Source organism: Pseudomonas sp. R11F (assembly GCF_050312575.1).
Taxonomy (GTDB): Bacteria; Pseudomonadota; Gammaproteobacteria; order Pseudomonadales; family Pseudomonadaceae; genus Aquipseudomonas; species Aquipseudomonas palleroniana.
In genome coordinates this window covers 24,659-42,463 of record NZ_JBNPJU010000005.1, presented here as the reverse complement: position 1 = coordinate 42,463, position 17,805 = coordinate 24,659, and the positions used below count along the sequence as shown (strand labels likewise).

Below are 17,805 nucleotides of genomic sequence, written 5' to 3'. Positions count from 1 at the left end.
TGACTCAACCCTGCCTCTTATTGGCGATCCAGGTCATGCAGTTGCGTTTGCAGCATTCTTTCCAATTCCAGCATCAGCTTTTCCAGGGCTTTGATGCCGGCGTCGATCACGGGACGATCTTCGCTGCGAGAGCAGGCTTGTTCCAGTGTTTCGCATTGCCCCGCCAATGAGTGGGCTTGGACGATGCGGGCGGCTCCTTTGATTTTGTGGGCTTGCTCGATGATGTCCTGGTGCGGGGCTTGTCGAGCCAGCATGCCCATGAGTTCCTGGCGGTCGTGCCGGCTGCTATTTAGCAGTTCCTCCAGCAAGCGCCGACTCAATTGCGTATCGCCGCCGGTCAGGGCCTCCAGGCACGCCAGGTCCAGGCACGGGCTCGCCGGTTGTGGGGCGATGTGTGCCAGTTGTCGCTCCAACACCGTGAGGCTGATGGGTTTGAACAGGCAGTCGTTCATACCGGCCTGCACGCACCGTTGCCGTTCCTCGGGTTGTGCATTGGCGGTAAAGCCCAATACCACGCAGGGCGGCCGTTGTTCGCGTTGCTCGTATTCACGGATCGAGCGGCTCAACTCGTAGCCGTTCATGATGGGCATGTTGCAGTCGGCGATCACCAGGTCGAAATGCTCCTGGCGCCACGCCTGGAAACCGGCCGCACCGTGCTCGGCCGCGGTGAACTGGTGGCCCAGGTAGCCCAGCTGCTGACACATCAGCAAGCGATTGGCCGGGTGGTCGTCCACCACCAGCACATTGAGCACCGGGGTCGGGGCGGCCGCCACCGGTACCAGTTCACCGACCTGGTTCTGCGTGTGCAGACGCGGCATCTTCAGGTTGACGTGCACTTGGGTGCCGACCATGGGCACGCTGCTCAGGCTTAGCTGGCCGCCCATCATCGCGCACAAGCTGCGACAGATCACCAGCCCCAGCCCTGCGCCGCTCCTGGCCAGGTGTCCGGAGTTGTCCGCTTGGGCGAAGGGTTCGAACAAACGCAACTGGTCGTCCCTGCTGATCCCGATGCCGGTGTCTTCCACCACCAGTTTGAGCTCGATTTGTTCCAGTGCTTGAGTCGGCAACACCTCAACTTTGATCTTCACCTGCCCACGCTCGGTAAACTTGATCGCATTGCTCACCAGGTTGGACAGCACTTGCTTGAAGCGCAGTGGGTCAATCTGAACCTCGATATCGTTCAGGTCGGGTTTGAACTCCAGCAACAGGCTGAGGGTTTTCTGGCGCGCAAGCCCATCGAATACGCGTACGACGGACTCGATCACTTCCCGCAGGTTGACGCGTTCCGGGGCGAGGCTGAGGCGCCCGGATTCAATACGTGCGATGTCCAGAATATCGCCGATCAGTTCCAGCAGGTCCTTGGCCGAGTTGTAGGCCACTTCAATGGCCGGTCGATCAAGATGCCCTTGATCGGCGCGCTTGAGTGTCAGTTCGAGCATACCGATCACGGCATTCATCGGTGTGCGGATCTCATGGCTCATGGTGGCAAGGAACGTGCTTTTGGCACGGTTGGCTTCGTCGGCGCGCTCCTTGGCAGCGCGCAACTCATCAAACAGTTGGCGCCTTTCACTGATGTCGATCCAGCCACCGATGATGCCTTGGACTTCGCCGGTGGAATCGCGGTACGGCAGGATCCAGTGGTAGATGGTCAGTTTCTTGTCGTGGATGTGCAGGGTGCGGTCCAGGATCAGCGGGTTACCTTCGGCCACGACGCGTTGATAATCGGCGTGATACTGCGCCGCCTCCGACTCAAGGGCCATGCTCATCTGGACCGCGCTTTTGCCGATGACGTCTTCGCGTTTGACGTCGAACACCTGCAGGTAACTGTCGTTGCAGGTCTGCAACAAACCGTTGCGATCACGTACGTAGATCGGGTGTGGGGTTTCATTGACCAGCGCACGCATGAACTCGAACTGGTCATTGAGGGCGCGCTCGGCCATTTGCCGATGCTTGATCTGGCGACGCATATAGGCGTTCCAGGTCAAGGAGATCAACAGCAGCAGCCCGGTGCCGATAACGATCCGGGCAATCAATTGATGGTAGTTGCGCCAATAGCTGTCGGACGCGGCGGTATAGCCACGCCAGCGGCTGTTGATCACGCCCATTTCATCCGGGGCGATACTGAGCAGTGCCTTGTCGAGGATCGAACTCAGTTCGGTCGCATGGCGTGATGTGGCCAGGGCAAACGTGGCGGGGACCGTCCCGATAGTGCTGCTGATCTGCAGTTTGTCCTGGAAGACCTGCGAGGAGAGGAAGTAGTTGGCGATGACCAGCGAGTTCACGGCGCCGTCCACATGGCCTTGTGCAAGCAGTTCCGAAGCCTTGAACGTGTCGCTGGTCTCCACCAGGTGAATCTGTGGGAAGTCCTTGCCCAAGGTACCGGCCAGTGGGTTGCCCTGGGTGATGGCCAGGCGTTTTCCGGCCATCTGCTCCAGGCTCAGCGGAGCACCGGGCTCCTTGCGTGTCAGCAGTACGTAGGAGTTTTCCAGGTAGGGCCGACTGAAGTTGAGCTGCGCTTCCCTTTCGTTGCTCGGAACGATGGCGCCGATCATATCCACTTTGCCGGTGGCGACCTGCTCGATCATGTCGTTGACGTCGCGGCCGTTCTGGATCACGAAACGCAGGCCGGTGCGCAGGCGAATCAACTCCAGGAGGTCGGCAGTGATGCCGCGGAAGTTGCCGTCTGCATCGAAGAACGTGAGCGGTGCAAAGGTTTCGTTCACGATGACCTTTACCACGGGGTGCTGTTTCAGCCAGCGCTCTTCACGTTGGGTCAGTTGCAGTTTTTTGTCGGTCAGCAGGATGTCGCTACCGGCACTCCAGCGCTTGGCTATGTTGTCCCGTTCGTTGGTAGGCACGGCGGCCAGTACCGAGTCGATAATGCTCAACAGGATGTGTTGGTCCTGGCGCAGTGCAAAGCTGAAACCAAAGGCCTCATGTTTGCCGAAGTTAGCCATGTGGATATTTTTCAGATAGCCCTTGTTGATCATGTAATGGGTGGAAATGGTGTCGCCCAGAAACACATCCGCCTGGTCGAAGGCCACCGCATTCAAGGCATTTTGATAAGAGGGATAGGCGCGAATGATCGCGTTGGGGTACAGCTTTTCCACTTCACTCAGGGGCAGGTAATGATAGACAAGGCTCAGGCGAAGCCCCGCCAAGCCATCGTTGAGGCTGCGGGTTTCACCCTCACGGGTGACCAGCACCGGCTGGTCCACGGCGTAGGGTGCGGACAGGATCAGCTTTGGGTTCGCGGCTTCAAAGCCGTTGGAGGAGCCCAGTAGATCAATGTCACCCGCCTCCAGGGCTTGAATGGATGCCTTGCGGGAAGGGTAGCGCACGACCCTGACCGGCAAGGCGAGTGCCTTGGCCAGCAGCCCCGCATAATCGGCGGTGAGGCCTTCATAGTCATGGCCGCTGGAAGTGAGGTCGAAGGGCGGGTAGTCGGGTGCGGAAGTGCCCAGTACCAGCTCGCGTTTGTTCTGTAGCCACTGGCGTTGTGCTCTGTCCAATTGAATGTCCAGTTGAACGCTTCCTGCACGACTTAATAAGGTGAAATGTTCCGGGTCGGGTTGATATTGTGCGAGCGCAACGGTGCTGAAGCACAAGCCGGCACATAATACAATCAGATAGTCCTTTATACGGCTGGGCATCCGCTTTCTCACACTAGCGCGTTTCGTTTTGCCATCTCGATGAGTTCTACCAAGGATTTGGCTTTGAGCTTCTGCATGAGTCGCTTTTTATAAGTACTGACGGTTTTATTGCTCAGGAACATGCCTTTGGCTATTTCTTTATTGGTGCGTCCTTGTGCAAAAAGTTGTAATACCATCAACTCCCGGTCGTTGACTGTTTTGAATAATTCCAACTCCTCCACCTCAACGCCTTCGCTGCCGTTGCCATTCAGTGCCTGGCTGGGGAAATAGTTGTAACCGGAGAGTACTGCACGGATCGCGCTCAGCAGCTCGCTGAGGTCACCTTCCTTGCACACATAGCCTTCAGCGCCCGAGCGCATGCAGCGTGTTGCAAACAAGGTAGGGCACTGGGCCGTGAGCACCAGGGTTTTCATCGAAGTATTCATGGCGTTGAATCGGCAGAGTACTTCGAGGCCATCAAGTTTGGGGATGCTGATATCGAGAATTACCAGATCCGGGAGGCATTCGCGGACCATTTGGATGGCATCGCAGCCATTGTCTGTTTCGCCAACGACTTTGTAACCTTCATGTTCAAGTAACATTCTAATGGCCAATCGTATAACCGGATGGTCGTCGATAATAAAAACTGTATTCATGGTCACGCTCCGCGCCGATGCAAATAAAGCGGGCACATTAGCTCAGAAGATGAGTGAGGAGGATCGACGCCGACGGCCTAGACATAAAACAAGAAAAGTCCTACATAAAAAAAGGCATATGCCTACCAGCTACAGGGTAGTTGTGAAATGAAACGGACAGAGTTTTGGGCGCGAAAGCGGTGACGGGAAGTGGCCGGGAATTTACGATGCGCTTAGAGTCGCTTTTCATCAGTCGAGATGTTTAATGTCCTACATTTATCGATTGGATGTTATTAGCTTTTCAAGTTCTTCTTTATTTAACGGCTTGGGTAAATATCCCCACAGTGGCAGGCTTCGCTGCGCAGCTTGTAGAGCGAGGTTGATCAATTCGGTGGCAGGTAACCCGCTGAGCAGAATCGCAGCACTGATAAAACGGCCGCGGCTGGCTATTTCTATCAATTCGAGGCCGGGTAAGTCAGGCAGGCATTGGTCACACAGCATCAGGTCGAAAGGTCGTTCGGACTGGGTCATTGTGCGGATGGCCTGTTCGGCGTTTTCTACGGGTGTGAGTTGATCGAAACCGAAGCTTCTGAGCAGGCATTGGGTGGCCAGGAGTTGAAAGGGATGATCTTCCACCACAAGAATACGAAGAGAGTGTCTGGGCATAGAGAGCACACAGTGGGTCAAGCGTCGGTGGGATGTAGGAATTGTTTGCGACGCCCGCGAGGAGCGTGCGTGATTATTCTTCGGGTGCCTGTACGAATTCGATCAGGCCGCTCTGTTCCCTTTGTAGGTTAATTCTGTTCAGGGAACAGGCTGCGGGATCCGAGGGTTATTGGGGGCTGGAGCGGCCGGTCATCTCTCGTGCCATTTCGGTGGCGTAGCTGTCAGTCATGCCGGCGATAAAGTCGATCATGCGCAGGAACGAGGCATGCAACGGCCAGGCGGGGTCCGGTGCGCTATTGCCCAGCAAGTCGAGAATGCGTCGGTTCTTGAACGATGGTGTGCGCCCGCCATGTTGTTCCAAGGCTGCACCGCAAAACGCATTCAACAGGATTTCCAGGGTGGTGTAGGCGCCGATTTCATGCAGGGTCTTGCGCTTGTCCTGGAAAATTTTCTTGCGCGCCATGTCTTTGGCATCCAGTACACAACGCTTGGCAGGCCCATGCATATGCTCCACCAGGTCGCCGGGCAGGGTGCCGGCCAGCAAGGCGTCCTGCTGTTCGACAAATGCCTGTGCCGCCGCGTTGGTCAGGTGCTCGATCGCCTTGCCGCGCAAGATGGCCAATTTGCGCCGGCGCGAGTCCAGCGGGCCCAATTGGCGATACGTCTGCGGCAGGTCATCGCCGACCAGGTTGAGCAGCAGCGATTCGACCTCGGCGTATTCCAGCAGCTCCATCTCCAGCCCGTCTTCCAGGTCGATCAGCGCGTAGCAGATGTCGTCCGCGGCTTCCATCAGGTAAACCAACGGATGACGCGCCCAGCGTTGTTCTTCCAGTTGGGGCAGCCCGAGTTTGTGGGCGATCTGCTCCAGAATCGGCAGTTCGCTCTGGTAACAGCCGAACTTGTGTTTCTTGTAGCCCAGGGAGTCGGCGTGACGCGCGGTCCAGGGATATTTCAGGTAGGTGCCCAAGGTGGCGTATGTCAGCCGCGTGCCACCGTCGAACTGGTGGTACTCCAGTTGGGTCAGCACTCGAAAACCCTGGGCGTTGCCTTCGAAATTGAGGAAGTCATTACGTTCGGCAGGGCTCATGCCATCCAGCCAGCCACGGCCCGCAGCCTGCTGAAACCAATGGCGAATGGCATCTTCACCGGAATGCCCGAAGGGCGGGTTACCGATGTCATGGGCCAGGCAAGCCGATTGCACCACCATGCCCAGGTCGCTCGGGTCGCACCAGTCGGGCAGGGCGCTGCGCAGGGTCTCGCCGACGCGCATGCCGAGGGAGCGGCCAACGCAACTGACTTCCAGGGAATGCGTCAGGCGCGTATGGATATGGTCGTTGCTCGACACCGGATGCACTTGGGTCTTGCGGCCCAGGCGCCGGAAAGCACCCGAGAAGATAATGCGGTCGTGATCTTTGTGAAATGGGCTACGGCCCAGTTCTTCCGGGCTGTGCAGGGGTTTTCCGAGGCGTTCGCGAGTCAGCAGGGTAGGCCAATCCAAGGCGGGTACTCTCCGTTGGTGAAGGATGCGCCCAGCTTCCCGGTTCGGCGTGGCCTGGGCAAGCGAAAATCTACCGGCAGATGCGCGGGCGAAAAAAGGCCCGGCCCTGTTCTGATAAGGGCCAGGCCGGTTCTGTCGAGGCAACAGGCAGCGTATGGGTTCAGCCTTTGCGCGCGCCTTGCATGGCCAGCTTGATCAGTGGGATCAAGCCGGCGCCCAAGCGCACCAGGCGCGTCACACTGCTGATACTGCCGCCCTTGGCCCCTTTGCCGGTAAAAAAGCCCAGCAACGTAACCGCCGCAACTCCCCATAGCGGCGCATGCTTGATTCCTAGGCTGTCTTGCCAGTTATGGCGCATGTCGCGCATTTTGTGCAGGGGCGCCATGAGTTGTTGCGACTCGTGGCGGATCTCCTGGCGGTGCATCTCCATGCGCAGGCGAATCAACGCCTTGCGCATTTCCCTGCGTGAGGTGGATGGCGGGATTTCAGTCAGGCTCATGGCAGCAGGCGCTCCCGGTCATTGGCCAGCTCTTCCAGGGTCGCGTGGAAGGGCGTGGACTCGTCGAATATCGCCGCTTTCAAGCGCAACCCGCAGAATGCCGCGGCCAGGATGTAAAACCCGCAGAGGCTGATGATCCCGGTGATACGGTAGGTGTCCCATACCAGAATCATCACCAGTGCCGACAACCCCACCAATAACAGCAAGGCAAACACCAGCGAGAGCCCGGCAAACAGCAATAGGCTGACGGTGCGCGACTTCTGTTCCTGCAGTTCGATGCCAAACAGCTCGACGTGGCTGTGCAGCAAGCCCAGAACGGCCGCGCCCAGGCGTCGAGAGGTTGAGCTTGCGCCCTTGCACGACTCGGTTTCGCCGATAGACATGATTAGCGCCTTGTGGCCAGCAGGCCGATCAGAAAGCCCACGCCAGCGGCGATGCCGACTGACTGCCAAGGGTTGGCCTGTACGTAATCCTCGGTGGCGGCAACCGCTGCCTGGCCACGCTCACGCAGGGAGTCTTCGGTCAGTTGCAGGGTTTCGCGAGCCTTGAGCAGGCTCTCATGGATCTTGGTACGCAGCTCGTCGGCCTGGTCACCGGCCAGCACGGCGGTGTCGTCCAGCAACTTTTCGGTGTCACTGACCAGGGTTTGAAAATCCGCCATCAGTATTTCTTGAGCAGTCTTTGCAGTACGTCTGGCCATGGGTATCTCCGTGATTGGCTGATCGGTGTGTGTGGTTTCGAGTCACCGCGTTCGGTGAAGGTTCAGTGCAATTGTGTGGTACAGCTTTTGCTTTGCCTTGGTGCGCATGCCCAACGGGCTGCGCTGAATCCGGGCGGTCGGGCCTAAAGCCTTGAAAAACCTTACCCTAAATAACTGAAACTCGCGGAAAAACCCTGTCGGTTACGGCCTGTTGTGTTGATCACTGCGCTAAAGCGGTTCACGCCTCCAATAGAGGGGTGGGACCGGTGGTGCCAATTTAGTGCGTGAAACCCTGGCCTGAACCGGTTTGGTGCTTTTTTGCCTTTGATGCAGGCCTGCCAACGTCCATGGAAAATGTGCAAAGCGCAGTAGACACCTTAGTCCACAGCTCCAACACCCTGTTTATCCTGATCGGTGCAGTCATGGTCCTGGCCATGCACGCCGGCTTCGCGTTCCTTGAAGTCGGGACGGTGCGCCAGAAAAACCAGGTCAATGCCCTGTCGAAGATCCTCAGCGACTTCGCCATTTCCACCCTGGCCTATTTCTTTATAGGCTATTGGATCTCCTACGGCGTGAGCTTCCTGCAACCGGCAGTGGTGATCAGCGCCGATCACGGCTACGGCCTGGTGAAGTTCTTCTTTCTGCTGACGTTTGCCGCAGCGATCCCGGCGATCATTTCCGGCGGTATTGCCGAGCGGGCGAAGTTCGCACCTCAGCTGTGTGCCACCGCCTTGATCGTGGCGTTTATCTATCCGTTTTTCGAAGGCATGGTGTGGAACGGCAATTTCGGCGTGCAGGCCTGGCTGCTGGCAACCTTTGGGGCCAGCTTCCATGATTTCGCCGGGTCCGTGGTGGTACACGCCATGGGAGGGTGGTTGGCGCTGGCGGCAGTTTTGCTGCTGGGGCCACGTAATGGGCGATACAGGGAGGGAAGGCTGGTCGCCTTTGCGCCGTCGAGCATTCCGTTTCTGGCGTTGGGCTCGTGGATTCTGATTGTCGGCTGGTTCGGCTTCAACGTGATGAGTGCGCAAACCCTCAACGGCGTCAGCGGCCTTGTCGCCGTCAACTCGCTGATGGCAATGGTCGGTGGCACGGTCGCGGCCCTGATCATTGGTCGCAATGACCCAGGCTTCCTGCATAACGGCCCGCTGGCTGGGCTGGTGGCGGTGTGCGCGGGTTCCGACCTGATGCACCCGGTGGGCGCGCTGGTCACCGGTGCGGTCGCCGGCGGGTTGTTTGTGTGGTTCTTCATTGCGGCCCAGGATCGCTGGAAGATCGACGACGTGCTGGGCGTGTGGCCGCTGCATGGCCTGTGCGGCGTCTGGGGCGGTATCGCCTGCGGTATCTTCGGGCAGACGGCCCTCGGCGGCCTGGGCGGTGTCAGCCTGATCAGCCAACTGATCGGTACGGCCCTGGGTGTCGCGGTGGCGTTGGTCGGCGGCCTGTTGGTGTATGGCCTGATCAAGCGCGTGCATGGGCTGCGGCTGAGCCAGGAAGAGGAGTATTACGGCGCCGACCTGTCGATCCACAAAATCGGCGCGGTCAGTCAGGACTGATCGGCGGTTCTGCCTGCGGGTAGAAGCCGTGCAGCAGGCGATAACGGTTATGTCGCACTTCATCCACCCGCGCCTGCACCTGTTGGTCCGGCAGGCCCAACAGGATCAAGGCGTGGGAGGCGAGCATCAGGCTGGACTCCAGCAGTTCGGGCACCACTTCGCTGGCGCCCGCAGCTTTCAGTTCGGCCAGTTGGCTGTCATCGCGGGTACGCACCAGGATCGGCACTTCAGGGTTGATCCGCCGAGCTTCCTTGAGCACCACCAGTGCGACGTCCGTGTCGTCCACCGCGATCACCACCAATCGCGCCCGTTCCAACCCAACCGCACTCAGCAAGGCGCCACGGCGACAGTCACCGTAGTGCACGCTGCTGTCTTCAGTGGCGGCTTCCTGCACCCGTTCCGGGTCGTCATCCAGTGCGATAAACGCCTGCTGTTCGCGGCGCAGAAAACGACCGATGGATTGCCCGACCCGGCCATATCCGCAAATCACCGCATGGCCGCGTAACTGGGCGTTGAGCGCAGTGATTTGCTCCAATTGCACTTGCAGGTTGGGCTTGCGGTGCAGGCGCTGGGCGATCGACGGCGCGGCGCGCAGCAGCAGTGGGGTGAACAGCATCGAGCAGAACGTGGCAGCGAGGAGCAGGCCATTGAACTCATCGGGAATCAGCCGGCTTTGTTGCATCTGCGCCATCAGCGCAAAACAGAATTCGCCACCCTGGGCCAAGGCCAGTCCGCTGCGCCAGGCGGTTTCACTGTCGCTGCCACGCCACTTGACCAGCCCCGCCACCACACAACCTTTGACCAGCATCAGGGTGAGGGTCAGGCCAAGGATCAGCAGGCTATGGCTGACGAATAGTTGCAGGTCGATGAGCATGCCGATGCTGACGAAAAACAAGCCCAGCAAAATGTCGCGAAACGGGCGGATATCCGCTTCGATCTGATGCCGGTAATGGCTTTCCCCCAGCAGCATGCCGGCCAGGAATGCACCGAGGGCCGGCGAGAGTCCGAGCAGGTGCGTCAGCCAGGCGGTCAACAGGACGATCACCAGCGCCAGCAACACAAACAGCTCCGCCGAATGGGACGCAGCGACTTCATGGAACAACCGCGGTAATAGCCAGCGACTGGCCCCTAGCAAGCCGATGAACAGCACCACGGTTTTGCCCAGTGTCAGTGGCAGCGCCCAGTACCAGGCTTGGGTGCTGCTGCCGGCAAACACCGGCACCAGCGTCAGCAGCAACACGGCGACCACATCCTGAAACAGCAGCACGCCAATCGCATTCTGGCCATGGCTGCTGAAGATTTCCCCGAGGCTGCCCAGCTCCCTGCTGACGATAGCGGTGGAGGACAATGCCAGCCCAGCGCCCAATAGCAGCGCCACACCGGGCGACAGGCCCAAGCCCATCAACAAACCACCCAGCAGCACGCCGCACCCCAGCACCTGCAGGCTGCCCAGGCCAAACACCACCCGCCGCAGGGCGAGCATTTTGCTCAGGGAAAACTCCAGGCCCAGGGAGAACAAGAGGAATACCACGCCGAGCTCGGCGAGGTCCGGCAGTTCTTCGCTGTCATTCACCCAATCCAGCGCAGTGGGGCCTACGGCCAGGCCGACGCACAGATAGCCCAGCACCGGAGGCAATTGCAGGCGGCGAAAAAGCGCAATCACCACCAGGGATGAGGCCAGAATGATCAACAGGTTGGCAAACACGGACAGCTTCCTTGCAGGTTGGGCGGGCAAAAAGCCGCGAGAATCGCTGAATCATTTATACGCCATGCTGATCTGGGTCAGGTTTTTTGTGGTGGTGGGCTTCATGCAGTCACCGGGCTTAGAATAGGTGACTGTTTTCTGATCGGGCCATTCATCATGCCTCCTGAATGCCAGTTGTTCGGCACCCTGGGTTGCCATCTTTGTGAAGTTGCCGAAGCCGAAATCATGCCGCTCGTCGAACGTGGCTTGCTGGTGGAACTGGTCGATATCACCGACCCCGACGACCTGACCGAAGCCTACGGCCTGCGGATTCCGGTGCTTCGCCGGGTAGACACCGGAGCTGAGCTGGATTGGCCGTTCGATACGGAACAGGTCGTGACGTTCTTGCTCTAGCTTTATGCGATGGCAGGTTTCCAAATATTAAGTTACTGTATGTTTGTACAGCGATTGAATAGAGGGAACGCCCGTGGTGAATGTTGAACAATTGAAAAGCAGCGTCAATCGCATGTCCGTCGATGTCGTGCGTGATGCGGTGAACGAGCTGCGCCTCGACGGCCTGGTCACGGAAGGCAAGACGCCGTTTAACAAAGTGCATTTCAACACTTGCTTTGCCGAGATCGAGGCGTTGTTCCAGCGCGCCGGTTATCACAAGCAATTGGATGTGGTGGGTTACCAGGGTTTGTTGTACGCGCTGTACGATCCCGGCCGGTGGGATGCGGTCGATGTGCTGCGCTGGCTCAAGGAGTTCACCGAGGCCGCGAGTGCTTCGCCCATCCTGCGAACCCAATTGGCCAAAGCTTGAGATCGACCCTAGGCCCAATCCCGCTCCTTGCGGGATAATACCGCTGTGTTTTTCCAGGTTTCGAGCCTCTTCATGTCCACTTCCGGTTTTTCCGCGTCCCAGTATCAAGCCAGCACTCTGTATCTGCCTCCGGGGCCTTGGGCGACGGTGCTCGATTGCCTGTGCGAACACTTCCCGGCCATCAGTCGCGAGCATTGGCTGGACCGTATTGCGCGGGGGCGAGTGCTGGATCTCAATGGCCAGCCGATCAGCCAGGGCCTGGCTTACAAGGAGGGCCTGTGCATCTACTACTTCCGGGAAGTGCCCAATGAGAAGGTCATCGCGGTGCAGGAAACCATCCTGTATGCCGACGAGCACCTGGTGGTGGCTGACAAACCGCATTTCCTGCCGGTGACGCCAGCCGGCGAATACGTCGAACAGACCTTGCTGCGGCGCCTGATCCGCCGCCTGGACAACCCCTCGCTGGTGCCCCTGCATCGTATCGACCGCCACACGGCGGGGCTGGTGTTGTTCTCGGCCAACCCACAAAGCCGTTCGGCCTATCAACAACTGTTTCCCACGCGGCGTATCGACAAATTCTACGAAGCCATCGCGCCGGCGTTGCCCAACCTGACCTTCCCCCTGGTGCATAAAAGCCGCCTGGTGGATGGCGAACCATTCTTTCGCATGCAGGAGGGGCCCGGTGCCAGCAACACTGAAACGGCGGTTGAGGTCCGGGAACAGCACGGCGATCTGTGGCGATATGGCCTGTTTCCCGTGACCGGCAAGAAGCACCAGTTGCGCGTGCACATGACCGCGCTCGGTGCGAGTATCTGCAACGATCCGTTCTACCCGGATGTGATCAAGGACGCCGTGGATGACTACGCCAACCCGCTCAAACTGCTGGCCCAGGGCGTACGTTTTATTGACCCGATCACCGGGCTGGAGCGCAGTTTCCGCAGCCGGATCACCCTCGACTGGTGACCCCCGGAAACGACAAGGCCCGCACGAGGCGGGCCTTGGGCGGCAAGCGTTAAGACTTACAGGTCTTTAACGGTGCGAACCTGATCTTTATTGATACGGGTTTCCTTGCCATCAAGCTGTTTGAACTCGTAGAAGCCCGATGCCTTGTCGTAAGTCGGGGTGTCGACGGCCTGGATTTCGCGACCGTCATTCAGGGTGATCACTGTTGGCGAGGCGCAACCGGCGAGGGTAGCCAGGCCCAGTGCAAGCATGAGAGCGGCGATGGTCCGTTGAGTCATGAGTTTGTCTCCGAGAAAATACTTTTGAATGACTGAGCTTGTGACGCGCAAGGCGTCGTCAAAGTTCCTTGTTCGCCCATCATTCTGACACGCCAGTCCCAGGGTGCAACAGTTCGGGTGTATTAAGGTTGGCCAGGCGCGGATCATTGTCCGGGCAATCCAGTGCGACGCCACCCAGTTGCAGCAGGATCTTGCGCGGGCTGCGTTCGCCTGCGGCCCAGGCACATTCCACTGGGTTTTTAAGGGCGGTGGGGATGATGCACAGCAAGGGTTCCCAGAACTCACCTTGTCGGACCATGACCGGCACGCAGGGATGGCTACGCGATGTCTCCCACAGGTCGGCGAGCAATCGTGCATCAATGTTCGGCACATCACACGGCAGGATCAGCAGGTGCTGATGACGTGCGGCGAGCAAGCCTGCACGGATGCCGGCGAGCGGGCCGGGGAAGTCCTGGCTGTCGTCGCTCACCAGTTGGTCGGCATAGGGGGCGTAGAGGTCATGGTTGCGGTTGCACGAGATGATCAGGTCATCTGTCAGCGGCCTGGTCAGGTCCTGCAAGTGCGCGATCAACGGCCGGCCGCGCCATTGCAGCAAGCCTTTATCCTGGCCGCCCATGCGTTGGCCGCGGCCACCGGCCAGCAGCAGGATCGAACAGGGCAGGGGTGAGTCATCGAGGGACATGGCGGTTTCGCTGCGGCAGGTCAATAAGGCCCTGTGATATAACATCGGGCTGTTCCTTCGACAACCGGACCGAGCCATGAAAGCCAAGGCTGATGCGCCCTTCGTACCCCTGAACATCGCTGTATTGACCGTCAGTGACACCCGCACCCTGGACACCGACACCTCGGGCCAGGTCTTCGTCGATCGCCTGACCGCCGCTGGCCACCACCTGGCCGAGCGCGTGTTGCTCAAGGATGACCTCTATAAAATCCGCGCCCAAGTGGCCCACTGGATCGCTGAAGACGTCGTGCAGGTGGTGCTGATTACCGGCGGCACCGGTTTCACCGGCCGTGACAGCACGCCCGAAGCGGTGAGTTGCCTGCTGGACAAGCAGGTCGACGGTTTCGGCGAGCTGTTCCGCCAGATATCCGTGGCGGATATCGGCACCTCCACCGTGCAGTCCCGCGCCCTGGCCGGCCTGGCCAACGGCACGCTGGTGTGCTGCCTGCCGGGCTCCACCAACGCCGTGCGCACGGGCTGGGACGGTATCCTCGCCGAGCAGTTGGACAACCGTCACCGCCCGTGCAATTTCGTGCCTCATTTGAAGCAGGCCGAGCCCTGTGAATCCCGTGGATAAGCCCGGCAAGACCGGCGCCCTGATGCCGGTGGAAGAAGCGCTGCAGCGCCTGCTGGACATGGCCGAAGCCACGCCGATCCGCGAGCAGGACGTGTTGCCCCTGGCTGACCTCGATGGGCGCGTGCTGGCGCAAGACCTGATCTCCACCCTCGACCTGCCGCCATGGCCCAACAGTGCCATGGACGGTTATGCCCTGCGGCTGTCGGACTGGAAGGGTGAGCCGCTGCCGGTCAGCCAGCGCATCTTCGCCGGCCAGGCGCCGCAGCCATTGGCCGCCGGGACGTGCGCACGAATCTTTACCGGCGCGCCGGTGCCCGAAGGCGCTGATTGTGTAGAAATGCAGGAAAATGCCGTGCTTCACGCCGACGAGCGTGTGAGCTTCAGCGAGCCGTTGCAGGCGGGCCAGAACATCCGCCCACGCGGCCAGGAAACCACGGTCGGTGAGCGGGTGTTGACCGCCGGCACGCGCCTGGGCCCGATCGAACTGGGCCTGGCCGCCTCCCTTGGCCGTGACCGCCTGAGCGTGGTGCGCCGGGTGCGGGTGGCGGTGTTGTCCACCGGCGATGAGTTGATCGAGCCTGGCCTGCCGCTGGGGCCTGGCCAGATCTACAACAGCAATCGCCGCGTACTGTGCAGTTGGCTTGCGCGTATGGGGTGCGAAGTGATCGATGGCGGTATCCTGCCGGATGATCTGGAGCAGACCCGTGCGCGTCTGGCAGGGTTGGGTGATGTCGACCTGATCCTGTCCACTGGCGGTGTGTCGGTGGGCGAAGCGGATTTCCTCGGCATCGCCTTGCGCGAAGAGGGCGAACTGGCCCTGTGGAAGTTGGCGATCAAACCGGGCAAACCGCTGACGTTCGGTCACTTTCGCAGTGTGCCGGTGATTGGTTTGCCGGGTAACCCGGCTTCGACCCTGGTGACGTTTGCCCTGTTGGCGCGCCCGTATCTACTGCGCCGCCAGGGCGTACACGAAGTGACGCCGCTGCGTTTCGAAGTGCCGGTGGGGTTCGTGTGGCCCAAACCGGGTAACCGCCGCGAATACCTGCGCGGGCGCATCGAACAGGGCAAGGCGATCATCTACCGCAACCAGAGCTCCGGCGTGCTGCGCAGCGCGGCGTGGGCGGAGGGGTTTGTGGAGGTATTGGAAGGCACGACGCTGGCGGTGGGTGATCGAGTCAATTTCATCCCGTTGAGTGAAGTCCTGAACTGACCCAGAGCCCACTTGTAGTGAGCGGGCTTGCCCCGCGCTGGGTGGCGCAGCCGCCCTAAACCCAGGCATCTCGGTCTTGCTGAAACACCGCGGCGGTCTTGTTGGGGCGGCTGCGCCGCCCAGCGCGGGGCTTGCTCTAATGCCAGTCAGTTAAGGATTAATGCGGTCACTGTGGGAGGGGGCTTGCTCCCGATAGGCCGCGCAGCGGCCTCAAAAATGGGCCTGCTACGCAGTCCATCGGGAGCAAGTCGAATCGTCGCACCGCCCCTCCCACAATTTATTCATCGCCCGCTTTATCGCTTAACTGACTGGCATTAGGGCAAGCCCGCTCACTACGAGGGTTAATAGTCGTCGCCACGTTCTGTGACGTCTCGTTCCGGCGGCTGCGCATGGGGGTCGTAGCCCACCGGGAACTTGCCCTTGAGCGTCCAGGCAAACGCAATGATTTCGGCCACCGTGCGGTACAGCTCCTCAGGAATACTGTCGCCCAGTTCCATGCGCGCCAGCAGCTTTACCAACTCGGCGTTTTCATAGATCGGTACTTCATTCTCCTGCGCCAATTTCAGGATCGCTTCAGCCAGTGCGTCATCGCCTTTGGCCGTCAGCGTCGGGGCCTGCTGGCCGTCGTACTTGAGGGCAATCGCCTGGCGCGGCGGGTTAGCGTTCTTCATGCGGTTTCATCCACCCAGCGTTGTTCCAGCCCGGTTCGCGGCCCGCGTGGCGGGGTGCCGAGGTGGCAATCCAGGTCACCGACGTTGAGCCCCGAGGTCACCAGACGCTCGCGCAGGCTGCCCAAATGGCTTTCGATCAGGCTGGCGGTGAAGGGCCGGCTCGCCCATAACTGGCTGGACAGTTTGCCCTGGCTGAGCTGGGCCTGGACCTGCAATGGCCCCAGCGGCTCCATGTCGAACGCCAGCTCGACGCGCCAGAGCATCTGCTTGGGGTCTTTTTTGTCTTTGCGTTCGGTTTGCTCCTTGTCCGGCGTTGGCTCTTCACGCTGGAACTTGACTTGCAACGGCACGATGTCCTGCAGGGTGCGCAGGGGGATCTCCAACTGCCAGGTGGTGGTTTGCAGGCGGCCATCGGCGGTGGTGCCGGTCTGCTCCAGGCTCGACAGCTGATGGCTCTGCAACCGCGAGATCGCCGCAGCCGCCAGGCGCAGCAGGTTTTCCAGGTCGCCTTCACCTTCCAGGCGCTGCATCAGCCGGTCCGGTAACGGAAAGCCCGCAGGCGCTTGACGGGCACCGATCTGGCCAAGGGTGTTCAGCGGGTTGCGTACGAAGTTCGGCAGCACCTGGGCCAGGGTGTTGGCGGCAAGCACCGCGTTCAGGTTGGTCGGGGTGGGCAGGGCCGGCAGCAAGTCGGCGACCAGGCGCAGCAGCGCGCCCTTCATATCCAGCGGCGGTATCTGCGGGTTTTGCCCGGCCAACAATTTGGCTTCGAGAAAGGCGCCGCTGTTCTGCACCAGTTGCGCCAGCACCTTGGGGTTACTGGCTTGTGCCAGGTCGGGCAGGGCCGCGAGCAAGCGGTCGGCGGCGGCGCGCAGGTCGGCGGACGTGCTGCTGCTGGCGGGCAGGTTCTGCAACGCGGTGAACAGCACATCCAGCGAGCCCTGACGGCTTTGCTGGGTGGAGAGTTGCTGCGCGATGGCCAGTTGATCCTTGAGCCCGCTCAAGGGCACGAAATTCAGGGTTTGCGCATTCTGCACCACGGCGCTGAGCAAGCTGCCGACCCGCAGCGGCTGCGGGCTCTCCACCGTGAGGGTGGTGCCTGCCAGGGCGTTATTGAGCACGCTCACCAGCGAGCGATAGATTGCCGGCTGCGTGGCGCCCTGAGGCAACATCTGGGTAGTCAGCACCTTGGCCTGCAACAGCGTGCCTTCGGGCATTTGCGTGGTATCGATGCGGGTGAGGGCGGCGACATTGGCGCTCATGGCTTGCTGCAGGGAGAGGGTCAGGTTGCCTGTCGGCGTTTGGCTTACCGCCACGTTGCTGCCCAGTGGCAGCGGTTGCGCACTGCTGGCTTGCACCAACGTCTGGCGCCCGCCATCCAGGGTCAGCTTGAGCAGCAGTTGAAACGAGTCGCCGCCTTGTTTGAGTGCGAGCACTTCGGCGTTTGCGGTTTTTCCAGGGTCGATCAGCCCCGCCTGCGGCTCCAGCAATTTGAGCAACTCACCGGTCGCCGGCAGTGGAGCAGGCCCGGGCGCCGGGGTGGGAGGCAGCGGAGGAAGGTTGATCTCACCGGTCATCGTGCGCGTCGTCTCTGGGGAAATTGCCCTCTTTAGAGTAGGGCATCACATGTATAATGCCGCCCGTCTGCAAAGAGAGCGGTAAAAACCTCACAACTATTTGATCCAGCTCTCT

Annotated in this window: 18 protein-coding genes; 6 read left to right on the top strand and 12 right to left on the bottom strand. The window is 60.2% G+C overall.

Going from position 1 to position 17,805, the window contains the following annotated elements; translation table 11 throughout:
- Positions 1-17: 17 nt before the first annotated feature.
- The 7 genes from ACQRBV_RS00715 to ACQRBV_RS00685 form a co-directional block, all read right to left on the bottom strand.
- Positions 18-3,653, bottom strand: coding sequence for a transporter substrate-binding domain-containing protein (locus ACQRBV_RS00715; protein ID WP_411984544.1), 3,636 nt, complete (start codon positions 3,651-3,653; stop codon positions 18-20).
- Between the two features lie 8 nt (positions 3,654-3,661).
- A complete protein-coding gene (locus tag ACQRBV_RS00710; protein WP_060753279.1) occupies positions 3,662-4,288 on the bottom strand; it encodes a response regulator transcription factor in 627 nt (208 codons plus the stop codon).
- A 255-nt stretch (positions 4,289-4,543) separates the two neighbouring features.
- Positions 4,544-4,933 carry a response regulator gene (locus ACQRBV_RS00705; protein WP_060753280.1) on the bottom strand — a complete coding sequence of 130 codons (390 nt, stop codon included), beginning with the start codon at positions 4,931-4,933 and terminating at the stop codon, positions 4,544-4,546.
- Positions 4,934-5,099: 166 nt separating this feature from the next.
- The gene (locus tag ACQRBV_RS00700) at positions 5,100-6,431 is read right to left on the bottom strand and encodes a deoxyguanosinetriphosphate triphosphohydrolase (RefSeq protein ID WP_060753281.1); all 1,332 of its coding nucleotides are present in this window, start codon (positions 6,429-6,431) and stop codon (positions 5,100-5,102) included.
- 160 nt (positions 6,432-6,591) lie between these two features.
- Entirely contained in the window at positions 6,592-6,930 is a 339-nt protein-coding gene (locus ACQRBV_RS00695) for a hypothetical protein (protein ID WP_060753282.1), read from the bottom strand.
- A complete protein-coding gene (locus ACQRBV_RS00690) occupies positions 6,927-7,313 on the bottom strand; it encodes a phage holin family protein (RefSeq protein ID WP_411984545.1) in 387 nt (128 codons plus the stop codon). Before ACQRBV_RS00690 ends, ACQRBV_RS00695 begins: the two co-directional genes overlap by 4 nt.
- Before the next feature lie 2 nt (positions 7,314-7,315).
- Positions 7,316-7,630, bottom strand: coding sequence for a DUF883 family protein (locus ACQRBV_RS00685; protein ID WP_161548841.1), 315 nt, complete (start codon positions 7,628-7,630; stop codon positions 7,316-7,318).
- 347 nt (positions 7,631-7,977) lie between these two features.
- Between ACQRBV_RS00685 and ACQRBV_RS00680 the strand changes: the two genes are divergently transcribed.
- Entirely contained in the window at positions 7,978-9,186 is a 1,209-nt protein-coding gene (locus ACQRBV_RS00680) for an ammonium transporter (RefSeq protein ID WP_411984546.1), read from the top strand.
- Here the strand turns inward: ACQRBV_RS00680 and ACQRBV_RS00675 are convergent.
- Positions 9,173-10,891, bottom strand: a complete 1,719-nt coding sequence (locus ACQRBV_RS00675; protein ID WP_411984547.1) for a cation:proton antiporter — start codon at positions 10,889-10,891, stop codon at positions 9,173-9,175. The two genes, ACQRBV_RS00680 and ACQRBV_RS00675, sit on opposite strands and share 14 nt — an antisense overlap.
- A gap of 156 nt (positions 10,892-11,047) precedes the next feature.
- Between ACQRBV_RS00675 and ACQRBV_RS00670 the strand changes: the two genes are divergently transcribed.
- From ACQRBV_RS00670 to ACQRBV_RS00660, 3 genes are all read left to right on the top strand, one after another.
- Complete coding sequence (locus ACQRBV_RS00670; RefSeq protein ID WP_060753287.1) at positions 11,048-11,284, top strand: glutaredoxin family protein; 237 nt, start codon at positions 11,048-11,050, stop codon at positions 11,282-11,284.
- A gap of 73 nt (positions 11,285-11,357) precedes the next feature.
- Positions 11,358-11,693, top strand: coding sequence for a hypothetical protein (locus ACQRBV_RS00665; protein WP_060753288.1), 336 nt, complete (start codon positions 11,358-11,360; stop codon positions 11,691-11,693).
- 72 nt (positions 11,694-11,765) lie between these two features.
- On the top strand, positions 11,766-12,656 hold the full coding sequence (locus tag ACQRBV_RS00660) for a pseudouridine synthase (protein ID WP_411984548.1): 891 nt from the start codon (positions 11,766-11,768) through the stop codon (positions 12,654-12,656).
- 56 nt (positions 12,657-12,712) lie between these two features.
- Here the strand turns inward: ACQRBV_RS00660 and ACQRBV_RS00655 are convergent, their stop codons facing one another.
- Positions 12,713-12,934, bottom strand: coding sequence for a YgdI/YgdR family lipoprotein (locus ACQRBV_RS00655; protein WP_060753290.1), 222 nt, complete (start codon positions 12,932-12,934; stop codon positions 12,713-12,715).
- Positions 12,935-13,013: 79 nt separating this feature from the next.
- On the bottom strand, positions 13,014-13,616 hold the full coding sequence (gene mobA, locus ACQRBV_RS00650; RefSeq protein ID WP_411984596.1) for a molybdenum cofactor guanylyltransferase MobA: 603 nt from the start codon (positions 13,614-13,616) through the stop codon (positions 13,014-13,016).
- A 76-nt stretch (positions 13,617-13,692) separates the two neighbouring features.
- Between mobA and moaB the strand changes: the two genes are divergently transcribed.
- Complete coding sequence (gene moaB, locus ACQRBV_RS00645; RefSeq protein WP_010211803.1) at positions 13,693-14,232, top strand: molybdenum cofactor biosynthesis protein B; 540 nt, start codon at positions 13,693-13,695, stop codon at positions 14,230-14,232.
- Complete coding sequence (locus ACQRBV_RS00640; RefSeq protein ID WP_161548845.1) at positions 14,216-15,442, top strand: molybdopterin molybdotransferase MoeA; 1,227 nt, start codon at positions 14,216-14,218, stop codon at positions 15,440-15,442. Before moaB ends, ACQRBV_RS00640 begins: the two co-directional genes overlap by 17 nt.
- Before the next feature lie 341 nt (positions 15,443-15,783).
- On the opposite strand, the gene ACQRBV_RS00635 is transcribed toward ACQRBV_RS00640, so the two are convergent.
- Together ACQRBV_RS00635 and ACQRBV_RS00630 are read right to left on the bottom strand one after the other, a co-directional pair.
- Positions 15,784-16,113, bottom strand: a complete 330-nt coding sequence (locus ACQRBV_RS00635) for an EscU/YscU/HrcU family type III secretion system export apparatus switch protein (RefSeq protein ID WP_060753292.1) — start codon at positions 16,111-16,113, stop codon at positions 15,784-15,786.
- Positions 16,110-17,690, bottom strand: a complete 1,581-nt coding sequence (locus ACQRBV_RS00630) for a flagellar hook-length control protein FliK (protein ID WP_411984549.1) — start codon at positions 17,688-17,690, stop codon at positions 16,110-16,112. The genes ACQRBV_RS00635 and ACQRBV_RS00630 overlap by 4 nt, the downstream gene beginning before the upstream one ends.
- Positions 17,691-17,805 lie beyond the last annotated feature (115 nt).

Excerpts from the sequence above, each read along its gene's own strand:
- ACQRBV_RS00715 (WP_411984544.1), bottom strand. The coding sequence starts at position 3,653 with ATGCCCAGCCGTATAAAGGACTATCTGATTGTATTATGTGCCGGCTTG.
- ACQRBV_RS00710 (WP_060753279.1), bottom strand. The coding sequence starts at position 4,288 with ATGAATACAGTTTTTATTATCGACGACCATCCGGTTATACGATTGGCC.
- ACQRBV_RS00705 (WP_060753280.1), bottom strand. The coding sequence starts at position 4,933 with ATGCCCAGACACTCTCTTCGTATTCTTGTGGTGGAAGATCATCCCTTT.
- ACQRBV_RS00695 (WP_060753282.1), bottom strand. The coding sequence starts at position 6,930 with ATGAGCCTGACTGAAATCCCGCCATCCACCTCACGCAGGGAAATGCGC.
- ACQRBV_RS00690 (WP_411984545.1), bottom strand. The coding sequence starts at position 7,313 with ATGTCTATCGGCGAAACCGAGTCGTGCAAGGGCGCAAGCTCAACCTCT.
- ACQRBV_RS00685 (WP_161548841.1), bottom strand. The coding sequence starts at position 7,630 with ATGGCCAGACGTACTGCAAAGACTGCTCAAGAAATACTGATGGCGGAT.
- ACQRBV_RS00680 (WP_411984546.1), top strand. The coding sequence starts at position 7,978 with ATGGAAAATGTGCAAAGCGCAGTAGACACCTTAGTCCACAGCTCCAAC.
- ACQRBV_RS00670 (WP_060753287.1), top strand. The coding sequence starts at position 11,048 with ATGCCTCCTGAATGCCAGTTGTTCGGCACCCTGGGTTGCCATCTTTGT.
- ACQRBV_RS00660 (WP_411984548.1), top strand. The coding sequence starts at position 11,766 with ATGTCCACTTCCGGTTTTTCCGCGTCCCAGTATCAAGCCAGCACTCTG.
- ACQRBV_RS00655 (WP_060753290.1), bottom strand. The coding sequence starts at position 12,934 with ATGACTCAACGGACCATCGCCGCTCTCATGCTTGCACTGGGCCTGGCT.
- mobA (WP_411984596.1), bottom strand. The coding sequence starts at position 13,616 with ATGTCCCTCGATGACTCACCCCTGCCCTGTTCGATCCTGCTGCTGGCC.
- moaB (WP_010211803.1), top strand. The coding sequence starts at position 13,693 with ATGAAAGCCAAGGCTGATGCGCCCTTCGTACCCCTGAACATCGCTGTA.
- ACQRBV_RS00635 (WP_060753292.1), bottom strand. The coding sequence starts at position 16,113 with ATGAAGAACGCTAACCCGCCGCGCCAGGCGATTGCCCTCAAGTACGAC.
- ACQRBV_RS00630 (WP_411984549.1), bottom strand. The coding sequence starts at position 17,690 with ATGACCGGTGAGATCAACCTTCCTCCGCTGCCTCCCACCCCGGCGCCC.